The organism is Desulfurobacteriaceae bacterium, assembly GCA_039832905.1.
Classification (GTDB): domain Bacteria; phylum Aquificota; class Aquificia; order Desulfurobacteriales; family Desulfurobacteriaceae; genus Desulfurobacterium.
Genome location: JBDOLX010000018.1, coordinates 23146 through 44137 on the forward strand (window position 1 = coordinate 23146; position 20992 = coordinate 44137).

Below are 20992 nucleotides of genomic sequence, written 5' to 3' on the forward strand. Positions count from 1 at the left end.
AATAAATAATAGACTTTAGTTTGCGTTATTTCTTAGTCTTTAGTTAGTTTAGGTATGCTATACTTAAAATTGATTTCAGAACATTACCGAGGGAGAGAAGGGATGGGAGTACTTAAGAAAGTCAAACTTAACAAAGTTTCTACCCAAATCCTTGTAGTAGCGTTTATTATTTTGGCTTGTTACGTGGTTTTATGGAAAGTAGCGTTTAGCGTTTACGAAAAAAACTTCAAACCTACCAAAAAGATGACTTGCTATTTGCCTCTTGCGGAAAAGACCGCAGTATTTGTTCACAACTTGGCTGTAGAAAGAGGACTCTCCTCTGTTTTCATAGCTGGAGGAGCTGACAAGACTTCTTCTGCTTACAGAAAACTCTTGGCTCAGAGGGAGAAAGTAGACGGAATATTCCGGGAACTTGAAACCGAAGTTAGATCATTAGAGAAGAGAGAGGGAAAAAAAGTAGATATATCTTCTTTAAAAGGTAGGCTTTTAAATCTTAGGGAAAGAATTGATAATGCTGGGAATGTAGAAACAACGCCAATAGAAGTTTTGAGAAATTATACCGCCATTGTGGAAGAAGCAATAGCTAAGTTCATAGAAAAATTTGCTCTCAAGTCTTTATCTGGCACTGCTTTAAAAGAACAAATGATAGCTCTTGTAACATTTCTAAGATATAAGGACAAGTTTGGAATAGAAAGAGCTTTAGCCTCAAGCATCACTGCAAAGATAAATACTGGACAGGAAATTCCGTTAAATCTTTTAATGTGGTTTAACGCTATCAACGGAGAAGAGTTGATCTTAGAAAAGGTGTTTAGGAATACGATATACGAAGATATGAAGGAAGTTTTTGATTCAACTAAAACTACTGAAGAATATAAGAAGGTGAAGAAAATCAAAGATCTCATTAGAGATGAAAAGTTCCAGGAGCTAGGGAATTACAAGTCCTTGGAAGTTTTTGGAATCTATACCAATTTTCTAAAGGTTCTCAAGAAGTTCCAAGATAGATACATAGAAGCTTTCTCTCAAAAGAACAAAGAAATCTACATAAGAGCAAAGTTAGAAATGTTTATCCTTGTTCTAATAATGTTCCTATTGACTTTTGTTCTCCTATTTATCTATTTCCTAAGGAAAAAGATTTCTCGCTCCACTGAAGAAATAAAGGAAGTTCTGATGGAAATAGAGAACGGAAAACTCAATTTCTACTGTCAAGTTGAGGAAGACGATGAATTTGGAGATATGAAACGTTCTGTTGCAAAGCTTGTGGAGATGTTTAGGAACATAATTGGTGAGATAGAGAGAGTTTCAGAGAATCTTTCTAAGGGAAAAATTTCTACTACCAAAGTAAATAGGGAAATTTTCAAGGGAGATTTAGAAGCTGTCAGAAAACACTTAGAAAAAATAGTAGATACTCTCCGAAAGTTCACTGTACAGGTAGAAAAGGTAACAAATAGTCTATCTCAAGGAAGGTTGGATGTTAAAGTAGATGAAGAAAAATTTGAGGGAGACTATAAGAAGATAGCGAAAGAACTTAACAACATTGTTGAAAACTTTAGAAAGGTTGTAGAGGTAATAAATGAGATAACAAAGAACTTGTCTGAAGGAGTTTTTAAAACTTACGATAGAAGCTTTTACCCGGAGACTTGCGGGAGATTATTATCAACGTGAACAATGCTACTTTAAAGATTAAGGAAACTATGTCAGCTCTTACAGAACTCTTAGAGAGAGCTAACATAGACGAAACCATAGACACTGGAAGATTTCCTGGAGACTTACAAAAAGTAGGTATAGCAGCAAATACCTTTGCAACAACTATGAGGAGTATTATTAGGAGGGAGATTGACAGGTTTGTTAAAGAACTTGAAAGAGGAAATCTTAAAGCGGAACTTGACGAAGGAAAGTTTGTAGGTTCTCTAAATACCTTGAAAGAATCGTTAAAAGGAATTAAGAATATTTTGGTAACGATAAGGGATTCCCTTCTTGAGGCTACAAAGAAGTTGGAGGAGGGAAATCTCATCGTAAAAATGAGGGAAGACAGGCTAAAGGGAGACTTGAAAGAGATTGCGGTTTCTTTTAATAGGGGTGTTGAATCCCTGCGCAAGTCAGTTGGAATGTCTATAGAAACGCTAAAAGACGCTGTTGTTCATCTTGAGGAAAGGGTGAACAACCTCACAGATGTTGTAAAGAAAATACTATCCCAAACAGAGAAAACTATGGCTGTTTCTGAATCCGTTGAGCAGGTGGCAACGGGAATTGAAGGTCTGTCAAAGGAAATTTGGGAACTTAATTCGCTTTCTGATCAGAACCTTGAGGTGATTGCAAGGTCTCAGAAGTTAATACAGGAAATAAGAAAGCTGCTTGATGACAGAACTAAGGAGCTTACCTCTATTGTAGAGTTTATTATGCAGATAGCTGATCAGACAAACTTGCTTGCTCTCAATGCAGCAATAGAAGCTGCAAGGGCAGGAGAAGCTGGAAGGGGATTTGCAGTAGTTGCTGATGAGGTTAGGAAGCTCGCGGAGAGGACGGCTAAAGCGACTGACCAGATAAAGACCACAATAGAAAACATTAATGAAGACATCAGAAGAAAAGTTATAGATAACGTTCTGCAAATTTTTGAAAACATCAGTGATTCTATGAAAAAACTTGAAGAGCTTGTAGCTAAGGTTACGGAGGAGGCTAAAGAAGAGTCGGGTTCTGTTAAAGAAGTTGCTGAGGTAGTAAGAGGAGTAGCAAGCATTGCTAACAACAACGTTGAGGACCTGAAACAGGTTGCAGAAGGTATCAAAAGAGTTTCCGAGAAAATTAGAAGGCTTGAAGAAGAACTTGATAAGTTTAGAATAGAATAACTAACAGTTAAGAGGTTAAAGATGCTTTATGAAAAAATAAAGGGTTGTATCTTTGGGGCTGCTATTGGCGATGCTCTTGGAACCCTCGTTGAAGAGATGGACAAAGATACGGTAAAAAAGGCTTACGGTGGACCCATATTAGACTTTGTAAATCCATCTCCAATTTCTGTCTGTCCACACCTTAAAAAAGGTCAGTATTCCCACGAAACTCAGATGTTTCTGCTGGCTTTAGAGGTTTATGCTGAGAAAGGAACTTTTGATGAATTTACCTTCATAGAAAAACTTACAGAGTGGGTGAAAGACGAGAAATCCCACAGATACCCTGCAGGTTCTCACATAAACGCTGCACTCTCTTACCTTAAAGGTGCAGATCCAACAGAAGCAAGGGTAAAAGCAATAGATATTGATGGGGCAATTCCCGCAGTTGCTGCTGGAATTTTTAGATGGGACAGTAGCTATGATGCTTATGAAGATGGAGTTAAGATAGCATCTATTACTCACAATGACGAAACTCTACTGGACACAGCTGGAGTCTTAGCCGTTGCAATATCTGAAGTCATCGGTGGGAGAGTTTCGTTTTCAACGAAAGAGGATAGGCTCGGCTTTATTGATGTACTAAGAGAGTTCTCTCAAACGGAAATGGTAAGGGCGTATTTAGACATGGTGTCTCAGGCTTTACTTAAAGAGATAACCTCTATCGATGATCTTACCTTAATCTTGGGAAACGGAAGCTTTGCTCCCGAAAGTTTTGGGATAGCTCTGTTCTTAGCTATGGAAAACAGCCGAAACTTCAGAAATGCCATTTTAAAAGCTGTTAACAGTTATGGAGAGTTTGGAGGAGATACAGACGCAATAGGGTTTATTACGGGAGGACTTGTAGGAGGATACCTTGGATTTTCTGCAATACCAGGAGAGTGGGTAGAGCGTTTAGAACATAAAGATTATTTTGATATTATTTCTCAAAGGCTTTGTCCAGATGAAAATAGTATTTAGTTCCTTACTACTCTCCTATTCTATTACAAGGAGTGTTGATGTACCTAACTTGACGGTCAACTATTTTTAGGACTTTTATAACCCTCTTGTTTGTTCTTGGAAGTTCAATAACTTTATCTAAACGGTTGTTAACGTAAACGTAAACTCTTTCCTTACCTGTAAACCCTTGCTCACCGCTGTAGTTGTGAACATAAACAGTGTAGGTTCTTCCACTTTCTATTCTGTCTAAGGTTATTGTTTCTGGGCCATATCCGTCTGTGTCGTCCCTGTCAAGTTTTGCTTGGTTTTCCACACTTTTCATGTTTCTGTAAGAAACGTGAAAACCAGGACCTATGAGGTGAAGATCTTCATCTCTCGGTCTTTCATCCCAAGAAAGGACAAAACGGGCTGAATTTGCAGGAATCTGTTTTGTCATTAAAAATCTCTTATCCCATACACTTCCTACCATTACTCTTATTTCGGTCTTTAGAGGAATGTATCCACTCTTTTTCACAACTATTGGTATTCTAGCATCCATAAGTTCCGTAAAAGGTTTCATTGGAAAGTAAACTCTTCCCTTAGAATCGGTTGTCCTTTTTATTTTTCCACTACCAAGAGAAACCTCAGCCCCAACAATCGGCTCACAAGTCACAGCGTCCTTAAACGAAAGAAGCAGCTTTCCTTCAACTTCGGCGATTTCAAAATCAGCTATTTCATTTAAGTTCCAACACCCTCCTCCATAGGAAGTTGTAGAACTCAAGAAAATAAGAACTGTTGCACAAGTAAAGGTAAGGAGCTTTTTCATCTTTCCTCCCCCTTATAGATTTTTTATTCCCCCAGAAGAACCCCCACTAACGGTTCCTCTGCCAAGAAAGATACTTTTTCTTTAAAAGTCTCAAAATCTGCACTCTTTAAGTCCTCAAAAAACTTTCTGTAATAATCAGGATCTTTCATAACTGTTAAAGCGTAACCCATAGCATCTGCCTCTGCCTCTCCAGACTCCCTCCCAAATATTTCACCTTTTAAAAGCTTTGCTTTTGCAAATTCAAACTCTTCCTCTTTAAGGGATAAAACTTTATCTATTACTCTTTTTAAAGCTTCTTTGCCTTCTTCTATTTTATCCGTAATAACGGATATGAAAAAGTTTGAACCGAAAATTAAATTTTGATAGTTTGAATATGAAGCGTAAGCAATACCCGTTTCTCTTAAAAGTTGGTAAAGAACACCGCTTCTTCCAGAAGAAAGGAAAGAATCCAAAATCTCGTAATAGATATCATCCCTACTTGCAGGAGGTAATCTCCAACCAAAAATTAGATTTGGAACAGCAACAGTTTTATGTTTTACTTCAAAGTATCCTTCTACTTCTCTTATCTTTTCTGGAGTTGGTTCGAAAAGACTACCTTTCCTTTCCAGCCATCCAAAGTTTTCCTCAACTTCTTTTAATATCTCCTTAGCGTTTACCCTTCCAGCAATTGAAACGGTTATCCTTTCTGGAGTATAGAAAGCTTCGTAAAATCTTTTTAAGTCTTCTATCGAGAATGAATTTACAGTTTCTTCAAATCCTAAGATGGGAAACCTGTAGGGTGCTTCTCTATACAGCCTTTCCATAAATGTTTCTATGAAAACATCTTGAGGGTTGTCTTTACTTCTTGTTATCTCTTCTAAAACTATGGGCTTTTCTTTATTAAGCATCTCTTCGGAAAAGAGAGGACGAAGAACCAGTTCAGAAATGAGCTCAATAGCCTTTTTAGAGTACTGATAAGGCAGTGTAATGTAATAATAAGTAAAATCGTAAGAAGTTGCAGCGTTTATCTCTCCTCCTAAAAATTCAACCTCTCTGTCTATGTAACCTGGAGGATGGTTTTGAGTTCCATTAAACATCATGTGTTCTAAAAAGTGAGCAATTCCTCTCGTTTCATCATTCTCATAAGCAGCTCCTGCCCTTATCCAGACGCTGACAGTCACGGAGTTAAGGTCATGTCTTTCTTTGATGGAACACAAGATTCCATTGGAGATTTTTTCTACTATCATGCTTTTACCCCGTTTTTAATTTTCAGGGATAAAATTAATTCACAATTTTAAAAACAAGGAGAATTTTATGAATGTTCTTGTCCTTGGTAAAGGAAAAAGTGGTTTGGCAGCAGCAGAACTTTTGGAAAGAAAAGGATATAAAGTCTCTTTATACGATGATAAAGACGGAGGAAAGCTTATAGATAATCCCTCTTTTGTCGTTAAGTCTCCTGGTATTCCCCAAGATCACGAAGTCGTAAACTTTTACAAGAAAAAAGGAATAGATATTCTTGGAGAAATAGAGGTTGCCTATAGATACTGTAAAGGAACTATAGTTTCCATTACCGGAACAAACGGAAAGAGTACAACAACTGCTTTAATCTACCACGTTTTAAAAAGTGCTGGTTTTAAAACCTTCATAGGAGGAAACTTTGGAATTCCCTTTTCTTCCTTTTGTGAAGATACAACCGATGACTCAATAACAGTCCTAGAACTTTCTAGCTTCCAAATAGAAGATCTTAAAGCTTTCCGTTCCTTTATAAGTGTTATTCTAAACATAACTCCAGACCACTTAAACCGTTACAAAAGTTTTGAAGACTATGCTAACGCTAAACTTAAACTTTTAAACCTTTCAAGGCATAATATTCTTAACTTGGACGATGAAAAACTGAAAAACTTTAAAGGAAAAAATTTTCTTTTTTTCAGTAGAAAACAAAAAGCAGACGTTTACTATACTAACGGCAAGATACACACTGATGATTTTGAGATAAGCGTAAATTCTTTACCTTTAAAAGGTGTTCACAACCTTGAAAATTATATGGCTGCAATTTCAGTTCTCAAAACTTTAAAAGTTTACAAAGAGAAGATCTTAAAAGGTTTAGAAAGCTTCAAAGGACTTCCCCACAGAACCGAGTTTGTTGCTGAGATTAACAGAGTTAGGTTTATAAACGATTCAAAGTCAACGAATGTTGATTCTCTGAAGAAAGCGCTTGAAAGCTTTGAAAGCATAATCTTAATAGCTGGAGGAGTCGACAAAGGACTAGAGTTTTCCATCCTAAGACCTTTGGTAAAGAAAAAAGTTAAAGCTATCATTGCCATAGGAGAGGCTTCCAAAAAGTTTAAGTTGGTGTTTAACGATTTAGTACCGGTAAAAGTAGAAAAGGATATCTTTAGGGCTGTAGAGACTGCTTATGCTTTATCCAAACCAAAAGATGTTGTTCTTCTCTCCCCAGGTTGTGCAAGTTTTGATATGTTTAAGAATTTTGAAGAACGAGGAGAAAAGTTTAAGGAAGCTGTAAAAATCTTGGAGGAAAAAGTTGCAAAAAGGTAGAAGAAGGTTTGCCCTTTTACTTTTTTTAATAGCACTAATTTTATCTGTTAGTGGAATAATTTTTGTTTATACCGGAAGTTACTTTTTCTGTCTAAAGAAAGGAGTTCCACCCCACTTTTACGCACTTAAGCAAGGAGTAGCTTTTGTTTTTGGAGTAATCCTTGCTTTCGTAATATACAGGTTCTTTGACTACCGTAAGCTTGCCAGCAAGAAGTTCTTGTGGGGACTCTACGGGATAGCGATTTTTCTATTAGTAGTTGTTTTAATTTTTGGAAAAGAAGTTAACAATTCAAAGAGCTGGATAATTGTTGGAGGACTTTCTTTTCAACCTGCAGAACTTGCAAAAGTTTTTGTAATACTTTTCGTTTCTGGATACATTAAGTATAAATGGTATGAAATACAGTCCGACTTTAAAGTTTTTATAGGTTTTATTACCTTATCATTTCTACCAGTTCTTTTAATCCTGCTAGAAAAAGACCTTGGTTCTGCAATGATTCTTTCAATCGTTATATTTGCAATACTTTTTATAACTGGACTTGATTTAAAGTACATCTTATATCCTGTAGGACTCGGGTTTATTATGTTCTTTTTAGCAGTTATAACTGCCCCTTACAGGTTAGCCCGTATAAAGATTCTTCTTGATCCGACCGCTTACTATCACACCTCAGGGAAGTATGATAGTTATCAACTTGTCCAAGCTTTCGTAGCCTTTGCAAAAGGTGGAATTACCGGAATGGGACTTGGGCAAGGAGAGCAGTCAAAGCTTATGTTTTTAACCTTCCCTTTCAGTGACTTTATGTATGCCCACATTGCAGAAGAAACCGGTTTTATCGGTGCTGCTCTTGTTCTAATCGCTTTCTTTTTAATTCTCTACCTTGGATTGTCAATTTCTGATAGAACAGACGAAAAGCTTGGAAAATATATGGCTTTAGGCCTTACCCTTTATATATTCTTGCAGGCTATGGTTCACATAGGTGTTAACCTTGGAGTAATTCCTACCACAGGTATAACTTTACCATTTATGAGTCTTGGCGGAAGTTCTTTGGTTTCCACATTTATAGCTATAGGATTCTTAATGAACATAGCAAGATTTTTACCAAAGGAAGAGAGAATTAACTTCAAAATAATGGAAAGAGGTAAGTACGCTTGAGAGTTTTATTAGCTGGAGGAGGAACTGGAGGACATCTTTTTCCGTGTCTTGCAGTAGCCAAGAAACTTGAAAGTTTAGGCTACCAAGTTCTCTACGTTGGTTCAAAAAATGGAATAGAAGCTAAGAAAAAAGAGTTACTACCTAAAAACCACGTATTACTTGACGTTAAAGGAATAAGAGGAAAAGGTTTAAAAACCGTTTTCAATATTTTCTCCCTTTTCAAATCTTTAATCTCTGCTTATAAAATAACTAAAGAGTTTTCTCCCTCCAAGGTAGTTATCTTTGGAGGGTACGTATCCTTCCCCATCGGAATTTCTGCAACACTTCTAAAAATTCCATTAATCTTGCAGGAACAGAACAGTATTCCGGGAAAAACAAACAGATTTCTTGCAAAGTTTGCTTCAAAAATTCTAGTGGGATACAAGAGTGCTGAAAAGTTCTTTGGAAGGAAAACTATTTTCACGGGAAATCCAGTAAGAGAAGAAATAGTCTCGGCTTTTAAAGAAAGGGATCGGCTAAAGAAAAAAGTTTTAGAAAAACTACACTTAAGTTCCCAAAAGAAAACCCTTTTAGTTATCGGAGGAAGTCAGGGAGCGCTATGGCTTAACGAAATTATGAAAGAAACTATCCCTCTTTTGACAAAATTTAAAGATAGACTTCAAATAGTTCACATTACTGGAGAAGGAAAAAACGCTGATCTTGAAAAAATTTATAGATCTTTTTCTATCGAGGCAAAGGTCTTTCCTTTTCACGAAAAAATTTGGGAACTTTATTCTATTGCCGATGGAGCTATATCAAGATCTGGAGCTTTATCTATCTCGGAGATAGCCATTTTTGGTATTCCAACGCTCTTTATTCCATTTCCTTATGCTGTTGATGATCACCAATACTTCAACGCTAAAGACGTAGAAGAGTCTCAAGGTTGTATCTTAAGAAGACAAAATGAGCTATCTCCCCAAAAGCTTGTTGATATCATAGAAAGACTTCTCTTTGATATAATCATCTCTAATGAGCTTTCTAAAAACATTAAAAAATTTGGAATAGAAAACGCAGTAGATAAAATAGTGGAAGAGATAATCAAAGATGGATAGAGTAAAGAGGCTAATAGAGGCAGCAATTTTTTTATCTCAAGAACCTGTAAGTCTTTTAAAACTATCTGAAAAGTTAAATTTAAATCCTCAAGAGGTAGAGAAAGTTGTAGAAGAACTCCAAAAAGAATATGAAGTAAGGGGTATCATCTTAAGAAGAGTTGCAAATGGGTACAAGTTTTTTACAAATGGAGATTTAGCAAATGAGCTGAAAGCTTTCGTAGAGGATAAACCTGTAAAACTTTCCAAACACCTTCTAGAAGTTTTGGCAATAATTGCCTATAGACAACCAATAACAAGAAAAGAGATAGCCCAAATTAGAGGACAGAACCCTGACGGAGCTCTAAAGTCTCTTTTAGACAAAGGGTTAATTGAGGTAGCTGGTAGAAGTGATGCTCCTGGAAGACCTAAACTTTACAGAACCACAAAAGCGTTCCTTCTTCACTTTGGTATTGACAACTTGGAAGAACTACCTGAAATTCAAATAGAGGAACCATAGTATGAACAGAATAGAAGATGCTTTGGATATCCTCTACGAAGATGAAGAGCTTGCTCTGTGCTGTGAGAGACTCCTTCCACAAGTGGAAAAGATCCTAGAAGGACTTGATAAAAGTTTACCACCGTTTATTGACGGAGATTTTTTTGTTGAAATAGTTAATCTAGTTAGAGATAAACTTTTATCGGAAAACAAAGAACAGCTGGAGGAGAAGATGGGAATTGTTACGGTAACTTTTGAACTTGGTTCGGGAGGGCTGGAGTTAGCAAAGAAAATATCTGAAAAGCTCGGATACAAACTTGTGTTTGAAGAAATTTTAAAGGAAACGGCTAAGAGGTTAGGTGTTCCTGAGTGGAAAATAGAAGAATTCAACGAGTTTAAATACGCTTCTTCTAAACTTTCATTTTTTGACATGTTTCAACTGGACAAGGATTTTATAGATTTTAGTGCCCTTTTAGGAAAAGAAAGTCAAGAAATAACCTTCGAGAAGTTTAGAGAGACTTTAACAAAAGTTGTTGTTTCTTTTGCCGTATCAAACAATGTAGTAATAGTAGGACATGGATCTGCTTGCTTTTTAAGGGAATACCCTAACTGCCTTCATCTTAAAGTAGAAGCACCTTTTGTAGACAGGGTAAGAACTTTTGCACAAAATTATAATTTGTCTCTCGAAGAAGCTGAAAAACAATTAAGAAAAATAGACGAGAAAGAGAAGGAGTTCTACAAAGATATGTGTGATGCAGATATTTCTTCAATTGACCTATTCCACCTAAAGGTAAACACATCAAAAATTCCTGTTGAGGAGGCTGCAAAACTTGTAGTAGATACCTTTAAGCTTTTAGTAGAGGAATAGAATGGTAAAGATAACTCCTTACGATGCCCTAATAATAGTTGACGTTCAAAATGACTTTTTACCGGGAGGTTCCCTTCCTGTTCCACAGGGAGACAAAGTAATAGAACCTCTTAATCGCTATATAGAACTTTTTACTTTAAAAGGAAGACCTATTTTTGCCACAAGAGATTGGCATCCAGAAAATCACATCTCTTTCAAAGAGAACGGGGGGTTATGGCCTAAGCATTGCGTTCAAGGAACAAAAGGATCAGAGTTTCCAAAGGATCTGAAGCTTCCTCCTGATGCTTTCATAATAAATAAAGGAGAAAGACCTGAACTTGAAGCTTACTCTGGATTCCAAGGAACAATACTAAATGATCTTCTTAAAGAAAGAGGAGTAAAGAGAGTTTTTGTTGGTGGGCTTGCTACAGATTACTGTGTAAGAAATACGGTATTGGGAGCACTGAACTTAGGATATACAGTCTTCTTCTTGGAAGATGCTTCCCAAGGGGTTAACATAAACAAAGGTGATGTTGAAAAAGCTATAAATGAAATGCTTCTTGCCGGTGCCATAACGATAAGTCTTAAAAATGTAGAAAAATAAAAGGGGGATTGACTCCCCCCTTTTTTTTACTCGTCGTCTTTCAAGTCCTCAAGAAGTTTAGAAATATCAATGTCCAAGTCTTCAACACCTTCTTGACCTGTAAATGGTGGAGTAATGGAATTTCCATAGTTTCTTTCAGTAAAACCTGCAAATCTCATAGGTCTTCCTTTTTCGTCAAATCCCGTTGCTATAACCGTTACTTGAATTGTGTCTTCTAAAGTATCATCAATGCTTACTCCAAAGAAGAAGTTTGTGTCATCCCTCTTAGCTCTTTCTTTAATGAGTCCAGCAGCAGCATAAGCTTCGTCTAAAGTAAGGTCTGGACCCCCCGTAATGTTTACCAAGATTCTACTCGCTCCTTCAACTTGAACATTTTCAAGAAGTGGGTTGTCTATTGCCTTCCTTGCGGCAGTTAGGGCCCTATCTTCACCGCTTGCCTCTCCAGTTCCCATTAGTGCATATCCACCACTATGCATTACAGTTTTTACATCTGCAAAATCAAGGTTAATAAGACCTGGTCTTGTAATCACTTCAGTAATGCCCTTAACTGCTTGATAAAGAACGTTATCAGCAAGCTTGAAAGCATCTAAGATTGACATCTCCTTAGAGGCAACGGTAAGAAGCTTTTGGTTAGGAACAACCATCAATGTGTCTACAAATTCCTTTAGTCTCCTGATTCCAGCTTCAGCAAACTCGTGTCTTCTTCTACCTTCAAAGTCAAAAGGTCTAGTAACAACACCAACAGTTAAAATTCCCATATCTTTTGCAATCTTTGCAACGATCGGAGCAGCTCCTGTTCCCGTTCCTCCTCCCATACCAGCGGTAATAAAGACCATATCGGAACCTTCAAGAACTTCTCTAATCTTTGGTTCATCTTCAAGTGCGGCTTGTTCTCCAATTTCCGGTTTCCCTCCTGCTCCAAGTCCCTTGGTAAGTTTTTCACCTATTTGAACTTTTAGAGGAATTGGAAGCTTTGCAAGAACTTGGGCATCAGTGTTTATAGCAATAAATTCAACACCTTCTATTCCCTTTTCAAGCATTCTCGCAACAGCGTTTCCACCACCTCCACCAACTCCAATTACTTTTATCACTGGTCCTTGAAAAGTATCATCGGCTATATCAAACATAGTTCCTCCTTGATTTTCAAATTTTCATATTTGGTATTCTACCTTAAAATTTAAGATAGTTAAGAGTTAAGTGAGGTGAAAAATGAAAGCTTTTCTTGTAGATATAGGGAAAGGAACACAGGACATTCTTTACGCCGATTCAACAATTAACCCAGAAAACTGGATAAAAGCTATTCTACCGTCACCAACGAGAATACTTGCGGAAAGAATAAAGAAAATGGAAGAGGATGTATTTATCGATGGCTATGTTATGGGGGGAGGTCCTGTTAAAAAAGCTATTTTAGAACATCTTGCCAAAGGTTTTAAGGTCTTTATTTCAGAAAGTGCAGCAAAGACTATCAAGGATGATTTAAATAGAGTAAAAGAACTTGGAGTAGAAATCATTAGTAGAATGGAAAAATCCAACCTAATTTTTTCAGACCTAATGTTTGATCTTTGGAAAAAGATTATAAATCTTGTAGGAGAAGAATTCTCTCCAGAGATAGTAGGTATAGCTTGCCAGGATCATGGGTTTATAGAAGGACAGAGTGATAGGATAACAAGATTTTCCTACTTTAGAGAAAGACTTAAAGAGACTCAAGACCCTTACGAGTTCTTTTTCTTACGTAAGACAGGTTTCTTTTCAAGGTTTGACTCTGTAATAGAACAGCTGAAGATGAAAGGTTTGAAAGGCTTCGTTATGGACAGCAAAATTGCTTCTATCTGTGGAATCTTAAGTTATGCAGAAGAAATGGGCATAGATGAGTTTATAGGACTTGATATTGGAAATGGTCATACATTGGGAGTTTCGATGAAGGAAGGAAAAATAAGAGGACTTTTTGAACATCACACTAGATATCTTACGAAAGAAAAGCTTAAAGGACTTGTAAAGAGACTCTCTGAAGGAACCCTAACTTTTGAAGAAGTCTTTAATGATAATGGGCACGGTGCTGTCGTGTTGGGAAAGATAAACCCTCAAAAAATCTTTATTGCTGGTCCCAACAGGAAACTTTTTAAAGAGTTCGGAGAGTATGCTTACCCTGGAGGAGATGTAATGATTACAGGATGTATTGGTCTTTATGAAGTGGCAAAAAGATTAATGAACTTATGCTAAAGACTTTTCTATTTTTTCAAATAGTTTTTCTTTTACTTCTTCTAAGCTCCCTCTAAATTCAAACCCTGCAGCCATTTTGTGTCCGCCCCCTCCCATCTCTTTAGCGATTTGTGCAACATCTACACGGCCTTTAGAACGCATAGAAACTTTCCAAAGGTTTTCTTCCATTTCCTTGAAAAATATTGCTACTTCTACTCCCATTATAGAACGTGGATAGTTTATGAACCCTTCAGACTCTTCAAGAACTGCACAGGCTTCCTTTAGAAAGTTTTTAAATAAGGTTATGTGAGCGACTTTTCCTCCAGCAGCAAACTCTAAGGTTTCAAGAACAAGCTTTAAAAGTTTAAACCTACTAAGCCTATTCCTTTCAAAAAGGTTTTTAGTTATAAAGTAGGGGTCTATTCCCTTTTTTATGAGTTCTGCTGCTATTACATGAGTACGTGGCGAAGTGTTGCTATAACTGAATCCTCCCGTATCTGTAAAGATTCCTGTATAAAGGGGAAGGGCTACAGGATATTCTATAAGGCTGAAGTCCATAAGTTTCATTATCTCATAGGATAACTCACAAGTGCTGGAAATTTCCGGTTCAACTATAGAGTAATCAGCAAAATCCTCTGCAGTAATGTGATGGTCTATAACTATTGATTTTTTAGAAGGTATTACATCAAAGCCTGTTCTTTTGAAATCAGAAACGTCAGTAATTATTACCCAATCAAACTCCTCTTTTATTTCGTCAATGACATTTATTTCTTCTATTCCAGGAAGAAAGTCAAAGTTAAAAGGAGGAGAGTCTTTGTATATTATTTTCACATTTTTACCTAAACGCTTTAAAAAGTTATACCAAGCAAGAGAACTTCCTATTGCATCTCCATCAGGATTTTTATGGGTTGTTATTAAAATCTTTCCTTCAAGACTTCTTAAAAGTTTTGCCATTTCTTCTCTTGAAAGTCTCATAAAAACACCTCTGGGGCTACTACAAATTCAGGTCTTGGAACAACTCTTATTTTTAATCTTTTGCCAAGCAAGTGGTGAATAAAACCGGTAGCTTTGTTAAGCGTTTCCACTGCTAAAGCAGCATCTTCTCTCTTTAAGGAAGAAATAAAAACGGTAGCTTTACTTCCATCCTTTGAAATGTGAACATCGTGAACAGTGATAAACAAGTTTTCCGGCAAATCAATTTCTGTCCTTATTATCTCCGAAAGTTCTCTTATCAAAAGAGAACGAAGTCTCTCTCTTCTCCTTTCTCTCATTACTCTCCACTCACAGTTAAAGATTTGACCATTACAGATGGAGAACAAACGTTACCAATCCATCTTTGGTCTCTGCCAACTTCGGTAATTCCAGATAGTAGTTCCTTAATATTTCCAGCAACGGTCATACCGGTAACAGGCTGAACTAACTTTCCGTCCTTAAAATATATCCCACTTATACCTATTGAGAACTCTCCAGAAATAGGATTAATAGTATGAATACCCATAGCATCGGTTATTAGTAAAACCTCTTCTGGGGTCTTTATCAGTTCTTCAAGTCCTAAAGCTCCCTTTTCTACTACAAGATTTGTAATTTCTGCCTGTGGTAAAGAAGCTAAAGAACTTCTCATTCCGTTTCCTGTAGGTTTAAGTCCGAGTTTTTTTGCTGAATACGTGTCAAGTAAGAAGTTCTTGAGAACGCCTCTTTCTATGATAGCTTTTCTCTTGGTTGCTACACCTTCATCATCAAAAGGAATAGTTCCCATTCCATCTTTTAAGGTAGGGTCATCGTATAAATTTAGAACGTGACTTGAAACTTCCATACCAAGCTTTTCAGCAAAGAGGGATTTTTTTCTTAAAACATTGTTTCCAAGAAAAACGGGAGATAAAGCCTCTATTATTTCGGCAAAAACAGTATTTTTAAAGATAACAGTTAACTTTTTGGTTTCTAAAGGTTTTGCTCCAAGAAGTTGTAACGCGCTTTCACAAGCTCTCTTAGCAACAAGATCAGCGTCAAGATCACTAAAATATCTTTTAACATCAAAATCCCATCCCATCTGGGATTCACCATTTTCTTCCGCAGCTAAAAGAACGCTTAAGAAGAAATTTGAAGTTGTATAGCTAAAACTCTGACCGTTGGAGTTTAAGTAGTAAACGTTGGAAATGGAATCTCTGTATGCAGCCTTTCTCACCCTCTTTATTCTACTGTCAAAGGAATAGACATTTGATTCTAGTTCTAACGCAAGTTCCACCTTTTTATTAGTGGGAATAGAATGAAAGTTTTCATCATAAAGAGGGAAGTCCAAAGAGTTATTACTCGGCATGGAAAAGACGTATTCATCTTGGGATGAAAACTTAGCATTTTCTCTCGCACACTCAATAGCTATTCTTATACCCTCGTCAGAAATATCTGTTGTGTAGGCAAAACCAAGCCTTCCGTCCACGACAGCCCTAATTGCAATACCGCTTTTTACAGGTATTTTTATCCTTTCGACTTCGCCTCTTTTTACTTCTATAGATGATCCCCAAGATTCAACAGCATAGATATCGAAGTTATCAACATCTTGTTTTTTTAAAATACCGGCTGCCTTCTCCATAAACTCTACCATTTTGCCTCCTATAAGGAAGAGGAAAAATACCTTTTAACTTCCAACTGCTTACCGCAACTTTTCTTTCCTTCTGTACAGTATCCCAGAAAATAGCAGTTGGGACCAACTTTATTAAAAACAGAAGGTACCTCTTTCCTCAAAATTTTAAGCATTAAAATTGCCATTTTTCTTATTTCCCACTGGGCCCTATTGCAAGTTCTAAGCCTTAAGAAGTGAACAAGCTCTTCTCCATTCATAGTAAACAGAATTCGTGTAGTACAAGCATTTGGAAGGACAAATCTTGCATCTTCCCTAGGTATTTCTTTACTAACAAGTTCTTCGTAAAAAGAACCTATAGTTTCCATCAATTTATGGTACTTATCTTCCTCTTTTTTACCTTTTATTGAATCTGGAACAACGTATGGAAAATTTTTCATAGCAACGTATCTTTGGGATTGCTGGCTGTAAGAAGCAGGTCTGTGTCTTACAAGTTGGTGAGAACAGGCTCTAGAAATACCTTCTATCAAGAAAGTAAAGTATGAATGCCTCAAGAAAGCTTTTTCATCTTTCAAAGGAGGAAGATTCTTAGAAACCAAAAGAACTTTCAATTTTCTCCCCTTTTAGGCTTTTAGAACAGACTCAACAATCGACTTAAACATTCTAAAACCATCTACACTTCCTAGGATTTCTTCAGAAGATCTTTCTGGGTGTGGCATTAAACCAAAAACGTTTCCTCTCTTGTTGCATATCCCTGCAATGTTATTAAGAGAACCGTTTGGATTAAATTTTTCATTAACTTCACCATTTTCACTACAATACCTAAGAACTACCTGACCATTTGCTTCAAGTTCTTTTAGCGTTTCTTCATCGCAAGTATAGTTTCCTTCTGCGTGGGCAATAGGAATTCTTATAACTTCTCCTTTATCGTAAAGTTTAGTAAACGGAATATTATTGTTTTCTACCCTTAAGTAGACAAACTCACATATAAATGAAAGGGTTTTGTTGGGGAGCATAGCTCCCGTAAGTAATCCAGATTCAAGGAGTATTTGAAAGCCATTGCATATCCCCATAACGAGTCCGCCTTTCTCGGCAAACTCGCAGATACTTTCAGTGATTGGAGATAGTTTTGCCATCGCCCCGGCTCTTAAATAGTCACCGTAGGAAAAACCTCCAGGTACAATAACACAGTCAACTCCTGTTAAATCTCTTTCTTTATGCCAAAGGTACTTAACATCAAAACCCAAGACTTTCTCTATAACCCAACCTACATCCTTTTCACAGTTACTTCCAGGGTAAACAGGAATTCCAAATTTCATTACTTCACCTCTTCAATCTCAAATGTATATTCCTCAATAACAGGATTTACCAAGAACTTCTTTGCCATTTCTGCAAGTTCTTGCTTTACTTCATCAACGGAGTCCGCTTCTATTGTCATGGTAACGTACTTACCTACCTTCACATCTTTTACCTTTGTAAATCCTAAAGAATGGGCAGCTTTTTCTACTGCCACTCCTTGGGGATCAAGAACACCTGCTCTGTAAGTAATGAACACCTTTACAAAGTAGTTTGCCATTTCTCACCTCTTTGTTGCATAATCTACGTGTGGAAATTTTAGCAAAAGGGGAATCTATGCAGTGTAAAGAAACCTGTCCCTTGATTAAACTCTATTTTGTAACAATCATTTCAATGGCAATTTCTGTAAGATTTTTTAAAGTATATACTTCTTTCGTAGCATTTTTCTTAATGGTAATTGTTCCAATAGTCTTCTTTAAGAAAGATCTAAAAAGTATAGGATACAGGAATTTCACTAAGGGTTTCTTTTGGGGAGTAGTATCTCTATTAGTTCTTTCTCCTTTAGTTTTTATCTGTTCAGCGATAAGTAAAAACATTTATTTAGGAGAAGTGGTCAACTCATTTATAGCTTACTTACCGATGGTTATTGCCGAAGAAACATTCTTTAGAGGATACTTTTATTCACAAATAGAAAATGAGACTCTAATTGGTCCTATCTCAAAGGTTAATCTCATTTCAAGTTTCCTATTTACTAGTGCTTGTGTTTGGATTTATTACGATCCAGCCAAATTTTTAGCATTCTTTCCTTCCCTTGCAATGGGATACTTATACGAAAAAAGCTCTTCTATTTTGGCACCGATCATTTTTCATTTAGGGATTAATTTCATCTATACACTTTTTCCATGTTAAAGGGGGAAAAGTTGAAAAAGCAAGTGTTGATTATTTCCATAGTTTCTTTCTTTTTAGATAGGTTAACAAAGTTTTTAGCTGGAAAATACTTGAAGTTTAAAACGATAAACATAATTTCCGGTTTCTTTTCTCTTAGATATGCTGAGAACAAAGGAGCCGCTTTTAGTATTCTTTCAAGTGGAAACGAGATCTTAAGAAAAATTTTTCTCTTAGCTATTCCTATTATAGTTGCAGGTTGGATTGTTTATTATGTCTTAACAAAAGAAATAGAAAATAAAAGACTTAGGTGGGGACTTGGATTAATACTTGGAGGAGCTCTTGGAAACCTTTATGACAGAATAGTCTACGGGAAAGTAGTAGATTTTTTAGACTTTTACGTATCATCTTACCATTGGCCCACCTTCAATCTTGCAGACACCTTCGTTTTCTTAGGGTGTGTTCTTGTTATTCTTTCTCAAAGTAAAACCGATTAGTTGACTTTAATATTGAAGCGAATAATTTTTAGTTAGGCAACCAGACTCAAAATGAGGTGATATAATTGGGGAGTTTTAAAATCCCCTACTCTTTTATTCAGGAACTTCTTTCAAAAGTTGATATTGTAGATATAGTATCACATTATATTTCTCTTAAGCAAGTAGGAAGAAATTTTACAGCCCTCTGTCCCTTCCATGTAGAAAAAACTCCTTCCTTCGTTGTAAGTCCAGAAAAACAGATATTCAAGTGTTTTGGCTGTGGAGTAGGTGGAAATGCAATAACTTTCGTTGAAAAGTATGAAAACTTATCTTTCTTCGAAGCTGTAAGGAGAGTTGCTGAACTAAGTGGAATAGAAATCCCCCAAGAATTTGGAAACGAAGAAGAGACATCAATTATTGAAGAAACTGGCTTAAAAGCTGCAAAGTTCTTCTATTCAAAGCTCAAAGCCATAAAAGGATATTTAGAGGAAAGGGAAATTCCAGAAAGTATAGCTAAAAAATTTCTACTTGGATACGCACCGAAAGGGTATTCTAAGAGTCTCAAGATAAATAGAGAAGCAGCTCAGAAGTTGGGGTTATTAAATAGTAAAGGAAGGGAGTTCTTCTCTGAAAGGTTGATAATTCCTATTTTTTCCCATTCCGGAAAAGTTGTTGCATTCGCAGGAAGGATCTTAAACGAGGATAGCAAGTTACCTAAATACATAAACAGTCCAGAAAGCGATACCTTCAAGAAAGGAAATCTCCTTTATGGTTTTTACCAATCAAAGGAGGCAATTTTAAAAAAAAGAGAAGTTTTTATTGTCGAAGGATACTTTGACGTGATTTCTTTACACAAGGTAGGAGTGGAAAATGTCGTTGCTCCCATGGGAACATCGCTAACAGAAAATCATGCTAAGCACATAAAAAGATATTCAGCCACTCCAGTACTAATGTTTGATGGAGATAATGCTGGAAGAAAGGCAGCATTAAGAAGTGCGAGAATTTTTTATTCCTTAGGAGTAGAACCGTTCGTTGTAGAACTTCCTGAAGGAGAGGACCCTGATTCAATGGCAAGAAAAAATGAGGACTTACTTAAAGAACATTTAAACTCTCCTCAGGATTTTGTGAGCTGGTCGTTAAAAAAGTTAGAAACCCTCAACGATGTAGAGAAAACCCCATTTTTGAAAGAAATTGTTTCCGCTATTTTTCCACTAAAGTTTCACGATCCTTTCAAGTTTAAATCTATAATTTCCAAACTGGAAGCCGAATTTGACGTAGATGAGAAATGGATTAGGAAAAACGTTGTAGATTTTAGACAAAAAGAAAGGTCTTTAGAATCACAAGAAGAATTAATACCTCCTTATGAAAAAGCTTTTCTCAAAGCATTGCTTGAAGAACAGTTTCCTCTTCCCATCGACGTTTCTCCTACAAACTTCGTATCTCAAAAAGTAGCAACCATTTACACACTTTTTAAGAACATGAAGGATAAGGACTTAACTTCTTTTCAGGTTCAGTACCCAGAGCTTTCAAATGTTATTGCAGACGTGCTTTTGTCAGAATTTTCAGAAGTAGAAATTAAAAGTGCAGTTTGCAAAGTTTTGAGCAAAGAAATAGACAGAAGACTAAAGAAAACTAAAGAACTTAAGGAAAAAATGTTTCTCAAAAAGCTTGTTTTCGATTTGAAAAGAGGGAACTTGGAAAAGCTAAGAGGTTTTGCTCTAAAAACCGGTTAATAGGAGGAAGCCTTGGAAAAGCCAAACTTTGAGGAGTTAATAGAACTCGGAAGAGACAAAGGGTACATCACTTTTGACGAGTTAATGGAGCACCTTGACGAAGAGGTGCTCACACCAGAGTTAATAGAAGAGCTCATGGCTCAACTTGACGAGTTTGATATTCACATTATACCAAAAGAGGGTGAAGAACATATAGACCTCTCAAAACTCCAGATCACAATCGCTCCGGACACACTACCAAGGTCTGATGACCCAATTAGACTTTACTTACGGGAAATGAGCGGTATTTCCCTTCTTAAAAGACACGAAGAAATTGACCTCGCAAAGCGTGTAGAACTTGGAAGAAAAGCACTACTTAGATACCTTCTGAAAACAAGGGCTGTTCTAGACTACATCCTTGAAGTGGAAGAAGAAATAAAGAACGGAAAGGTTAAAGTAAGGGACATAATGCGCTCTCCTGATGATTTTGCTGAAGGCGGAGAAACCCAAAGGAAGAAAAAGTTTTT

The 20992-nt window shown here is 36.6% G+C and carries 23 protein-coding genes; 14 read left to right on the forward strand and 9 right to left on the reverse strand.

Features of this window, described 5'->3' with window-relative positions; translation table 11 throughout:
* The first annotated feature begins 102 nt into the window (after nt 1-102).
* From ABGX27_01095 to ABGX27_01105, 3 genes are read left to right on the forward strand one after another with little or no spacing between them, the layout of a single operon-like run.
* On the forward strand, nt 103-1662 hold the full coding sequence (locus ABGX27_01095; GenBank protein MEO2068093.1) for a methyl-accepting chemotaxis protein: 1560 nt from the start codon (nt 103-105) through the stop codon (nt 1660-1662).
* A complete protein-coding gene (locus ABGX27_01100) occupies nt 1638-2843 on the forward strand; it encodes a methyl-accepting chemotaxis protein (protein MEO2068094.1) in 1206 nt (401 codons plus the stop codon). The genes ABGX27_01095 and ABGX27_01100 overlap by 25 nt, the downstream gene beginning before the upstream one ends.
* A 21-nt stretch (nt 2844-2864) precedes the next feature.
* Complete coding sequence (locus tag ABGX27_01105; protein MEO2068095.1) at nt 2865-3836, forward strand: ADP-ribosylglycohydrolase family protein; 972 nt, start codon at nt 2865-2867, stop codon at nt 3834-3836.
* Between the two features lie 7 nt (nt 3837-3843).
* On the opposite strand, the gene ABGX27_01110 is transcribed toward ABGX27_01105, so the two are convergent.
* Both ABGX27_01110 and ABGX27_01115 read right to left on the reverse strand, forming a co-directional pair.
* Nucleotides 3844-4620: a hypothetical protein gene (locus ABGX27_01110; protein ID MEO2068096.1), complete on the reverse strand. Its 777-nt coding sequence runs from the start codon at nt 4618-4620 to the stop codon at nt 3844-3846.
* Nucleotides 4621-4643: 23 nt separating this feature from the next.
* Nucleotides 4644-5846, reverse strand: a complete 1203-nt coding sequence (locus tag ABGX27_01115; GenBank protein MEO2068097.1) for a pitrilysin family protein — start codon at nt 5844-5846, stop codon at nt 4644-4646.
* Nucleotides 5847-5913: 67 nt separating this feature from the next.
* On the opposite strand from ABGX27_01115, the gene murD reads away from it, so the two are divergent.
* The 6 genes from murD to ABGX27_01145 are packed head-to-tail and all read left to right on the forward strand — an operon-like array spanning nt 5914 to nt 11322.
* Nucleotides 5914-7155, forward strand: coding sequence for a UDP-N-acetylmuramoyl-L-alanine--D-glutamate ligase (gene murD / locus ABGX27_01120; protein ID MEO2068098.1), 1242 nt, complete (start codon nt 5914-5916; stop codon nt 7153-7155).
* Nucleotides 7142-8305, forward strand: a complete 1164-nt coding sequence (locus ABGX27_01125; protein ID MEO2068099.1) for a putative peptidoglycan glycosyltransferase FtsW — start codon at nt 7142-7144, stop codon at nt 8303-8305. Before murD ends, ABGX27_01125 begins: the two co-directional genes overlap by 14 nt.
* Nucleotides 8302-9396, forward strand: coding sequence for an undecaprenyldiphospho-muramoylpentapeptide beta-N-acetylglucosaminyltransferase (gene murG / locus ABGX27_01130; protein ID MEO2068100.1), 1095 nt, complete (start codon nt 8302-8304; stop codon nt 9394-9396). Before ABGX27_01125 ends, murG begins: the two co-directional genes overlap by 4 nt.
* Complete coding sequence (gene scpB, locus ABGX27_01135) at nt 9389-9892, forward strand: SMC-Scp complex subunit ScpB (protein ID MEO2068101.1); 504 nt, start codon at nt 9389-9391, stop codon at nt 9890-9892. The genes murG and scpB overlap by 8 nt, the downstream gene beginning before the upstream one ends.
* 1 nt (nt 9893) lies before the next feature.
* Nucleotides 9894-10739, forward strand: a complete 846-nt coding sequence (locus tag ABGX27_01140) for a cytidylate kinase-like family protein (protein ID MEO2068102.1) — start codon at nt 9894-9896, stop codon at nt 10737-10739.
* A gap of 1 nt (nt 10740) precedes the next feature.
* Nucleotides 10741-11322, forward strand: coding sequence for a nicotinamidase (locus tag ABGX27_01145; GenBank protein ID MEO2068103.1), 582 nt, complete (start codon nt 10741-10743; stop codon nt 11320-11322).
* A 26-nt stretch (nt 11323-11348) separates the two neighbouring features.
* Here the strand turns inward: ABGX27_01145 and ftsZ are convergent, their stop codons facing one another.
* Nucleotides 11349-12449, reverse strand: coding sequence for a cell division protein FtsZ (gene ftsZ / locus ABGX27_01150; GenBank protein MEO2068104.1), 1101 nt, complete (start codon nt 12447-12449; stop codon nt 11349-11351).
* A gap of 82 nt (nt 12450-12531) precedes the next feature.
* Here ftsZ and ABGX27_01155 point away from each other — a divergent pair, with 82 nt between their 5' ends.
* Complete coding sequence (locus ABGX27_01155; GenBank protein MEO2068105.1) at nt 12532-13542, forward strand: DUF1786 domain-containing protein; 1011 nt, start codon at nt 12532-12534, stop codon at nt 13540-13542.
* On the opposite strand, the gene ABGX27_01160 is transcribed toward ABGX27_01155, so the two are convergent.
* Genes ABGX27_01160 through purS form a run of 6 tightly spaced genes read right to left on the reverse strand, consistent with a single transcriptional unit; the run spans nt 13534 to nt 17672 of the window.
* Nucleotides 13534-14496: a bifunctional oligoribonuclease/PAP phosphatase NrnA gene (locus ABGX27_01160; protein MEO2068106.1), complete on the reverse strand. Its 963-nt coding sequence runs from the start codon at nt 14494-14496 to the stop codon at nt 13534-13536. The two genes, ABGX27_01155 and ABGX27_01160, sit on opposite strands and share 9 nt — an antisense overlap.
* Nucleotides 14493-14792: a 30S ribosome-binding factor RbfA gene (gene rbfA / locus ABGX27_01165; protein ID MEO2068107.1), complete on the reverse strand. Its 300-nt coding sequence runs from the start codon at nt 14790-14792 to the stop codon at nt 14493-14495. Before rbfA ends, ABGX27_01160 begins: the two co-directional genes overlap by 4 nt.
* On the reverse strand, nt 14792-16120 hold the full coding sequence (locus ABGX27_01170; protein ID MEO2068108.1) for a TldD/PmbA family protein: 1329 nt from the start codon (nt 16118-16120) through the stop codon (nt 14792-14794). Before ABGX27_01170 ends, rbfA begins: the two co-directional genes overlap by 1 nt.
* An 8-nt stretch (nt 16121-16128) precedes the next feature.
* On the reverse strand, nt 16129-16707 hold the full coding sequence (gene thyX / locus ABGX27_01175; protein ID MEO2068109.1) for an FAD-dependent thymidylate synthase: 579 nt from the start codon (nt 16705-16707) through the stop codon (nt 16129-16131).
* Nucleotides 16708-16719: 12 nt separating this feature from the next.
* Nucleotides 16720-17415 (reverse strand): phosphoribosylformylglycinamidine synthase subunit PurQ, encoded by a 696-nt coding sequence (gene purQ / locus ABGX27_01180; protein MEO2068110.1) that lies wholly within the window; start codon nt 17413-17415, stop codon nt 16720-16722.
* The gene (gene purS, locus ABGX27_01185; protein ID MEO2068111.1) at nt 17415-17672 is read right to left on the reverse strand and encodes a phosphoribosylformylglycinamidine synthase subunit PurS; all 258 of its coding nucleotides are present in this window, start codon (nt 17670-17672) and stop codon (nt 17415-17417) included. The genes purQ and purS overlap by 1 nt, the downstream gene beginning before the upstream one ends.
* Nucleotides 17673-17728: 56 nt before the next feature.
* Here purS and ABGX27_01190 point away from each other — a divergent pair, with 56 nt between their 5' ends.
* The 4 genes from ABGX27_01190 to ABGX27_01205 form a co-directional block, all read left to right on the forward strand.
* On the forward strand, nt 17729-18301 hold the full coding sequence (locus ABGX27_01190) for a CPBP family intramembrane glutamic endopeptidase (protein ID MEO2068112.1): 573 nt from the start codon (nt 17729-17731) through the stop codon (nt 18299-18301).
* A gap of 11 nt (nt 18302-18312) precedes the next feature.
* Nucleotides 18313-18774 (forward strand): signal peptidase II, encoded by a 462-nt coding sequence (gene lspA, locus ABGX27_01195; protein ID MEO2068113.1) that lies wholly within the window; start codon nt 18313-18315, stop codon nt 18772-18774.
* A gap of 65 nt (nt 18775-18839) precedes the next feature.
* A complete protein-coding gene (gene dnaG / locus ABGX27_01200) occupies nt 18840-20486 on the forward strand; it encodes a DNA primase (GenBank protein MEO2068114.1) in 1647 nt (548 codons plus the stop codon).
* Nucleotides 20487-20498: 12 nt separating this feature from the next.
* A partial coding sequence (locus ABGX27_01205; protein MEO2068115.1) for an RNA polymerase sigma factor region1.1 domain-containing protein occupies nt 20499-20992 on the forward strand: 494 nt, incomplete at its 3' end.

Bases quoted from the DNA above. Each gene is read 5' to 3' on its own strand.
- ABGX27_01095 (MEO2068093.1), top strand. From the start codon at position 103: ATGGGAGTACTTAAGAAAGTCAAACTTAACAAAGTTTCTACCCAAATC.
- ABGX27_01105 (MEO2068095.1), top strand. From the start codon at position 2,865: ATGCTTTATGAAAAAATAAAGGGTTGTATCTTTGGGGCTGCTATTGGC.
- ABGX27_01110 (MEO2068096.1), bottom strand. From the start codon at position 4,620: ATGAAAAAGCTCCTTACCTTTACTTGTGCAACAGTTCTTATTTTCTTG.
- ABGX27_01115 (MEO2068097.1), bottom strand. From the start codon at position 5,846: ATGATAGTAGAAAAAATCTCCAATGGAATCTTGTGTTCCATCAAAGAA.
- murD (MEO2068098.1), top strand. From the start codon at position 5,914: ATGAATGTTCTTGTCCTTGGTAAAGGAAAAAGTGGTTTGGCAGCAGCA.
- scpB (MEO2068101.1), top strand. From the start codon at position 9,389: ATGGATAGAGTAAAGAGGCTAATAGAGGCAGCAATTTTTTTATCTCAA.
- ABGX27_01140 (MEO2068102.1), top strand. From the start codon at position 9,894: ATGAACAGAATAGAAGATGCTTTGGATATCCTCTACGAAGATGAAGAG.
- ABGX27_01145 (MEO2068103.1), top strand. From the start codon at position 10,741: ATGGTAAAGATAACTCCTTACGATGCCCTAATAATAGTTGACGTTCAA.
- ftsZ (MEO2068104.1), bottom strand. From the start codon at position 12,449: ATGTTTGATATAGCCGATGATACTTTTCAAGGACCAGTGATAAAAGTA.
- ABGX27_01155 (MEO2068105.1), top strand. From the start codon at position 12,532: ATGAAAGCTTTTCTTGTAGATATAGGGAAAGGAACACAGGACATTCTT.
- ABGX27_01160 (MEO2068106.1), bottom strand. From the start codon at position 14,496: ATGAGACTTTCAAGAGAAGAAATGGCAAAACTTTTAAGAAGTCTTGAA.
- rbfA (MEO2068107.1), bottom strand. From the start codon at position 14,792: ATGAGAGAAAGGAGAAGAGAGAGACTTCGTTCTCTTTTGATAAGAGAA.
- ABGX27_01170 (MEO2068108.1), bottom strand. From the start codon at position 16,120: ATGGTAGAGTTTATGGAGAAGGCAGCCGGTATTTTAAAAAAACAAGAT.
- purQ (MEO2068110.1), bottom strand. From the start codon at position 17,415: ATGAAATTTGGAATTCCTGTTTACCCTGGAAGTAACTGTGAAAAGGAT.
- purS (MEO2068111.1), bottom strand. From the start codon at position 17,672: ATGGCAAACTACTTTGTAAAGGTGTTCATTACTTACAGAGCAGGTGTT.
- ABGX27_01190 (MEO2068112.1), top strand. From the start codon at position 17,729: ATGCAGTGTAAAGAAACCTGTCCCTTGATTAAACTCTATTTTGTAACA.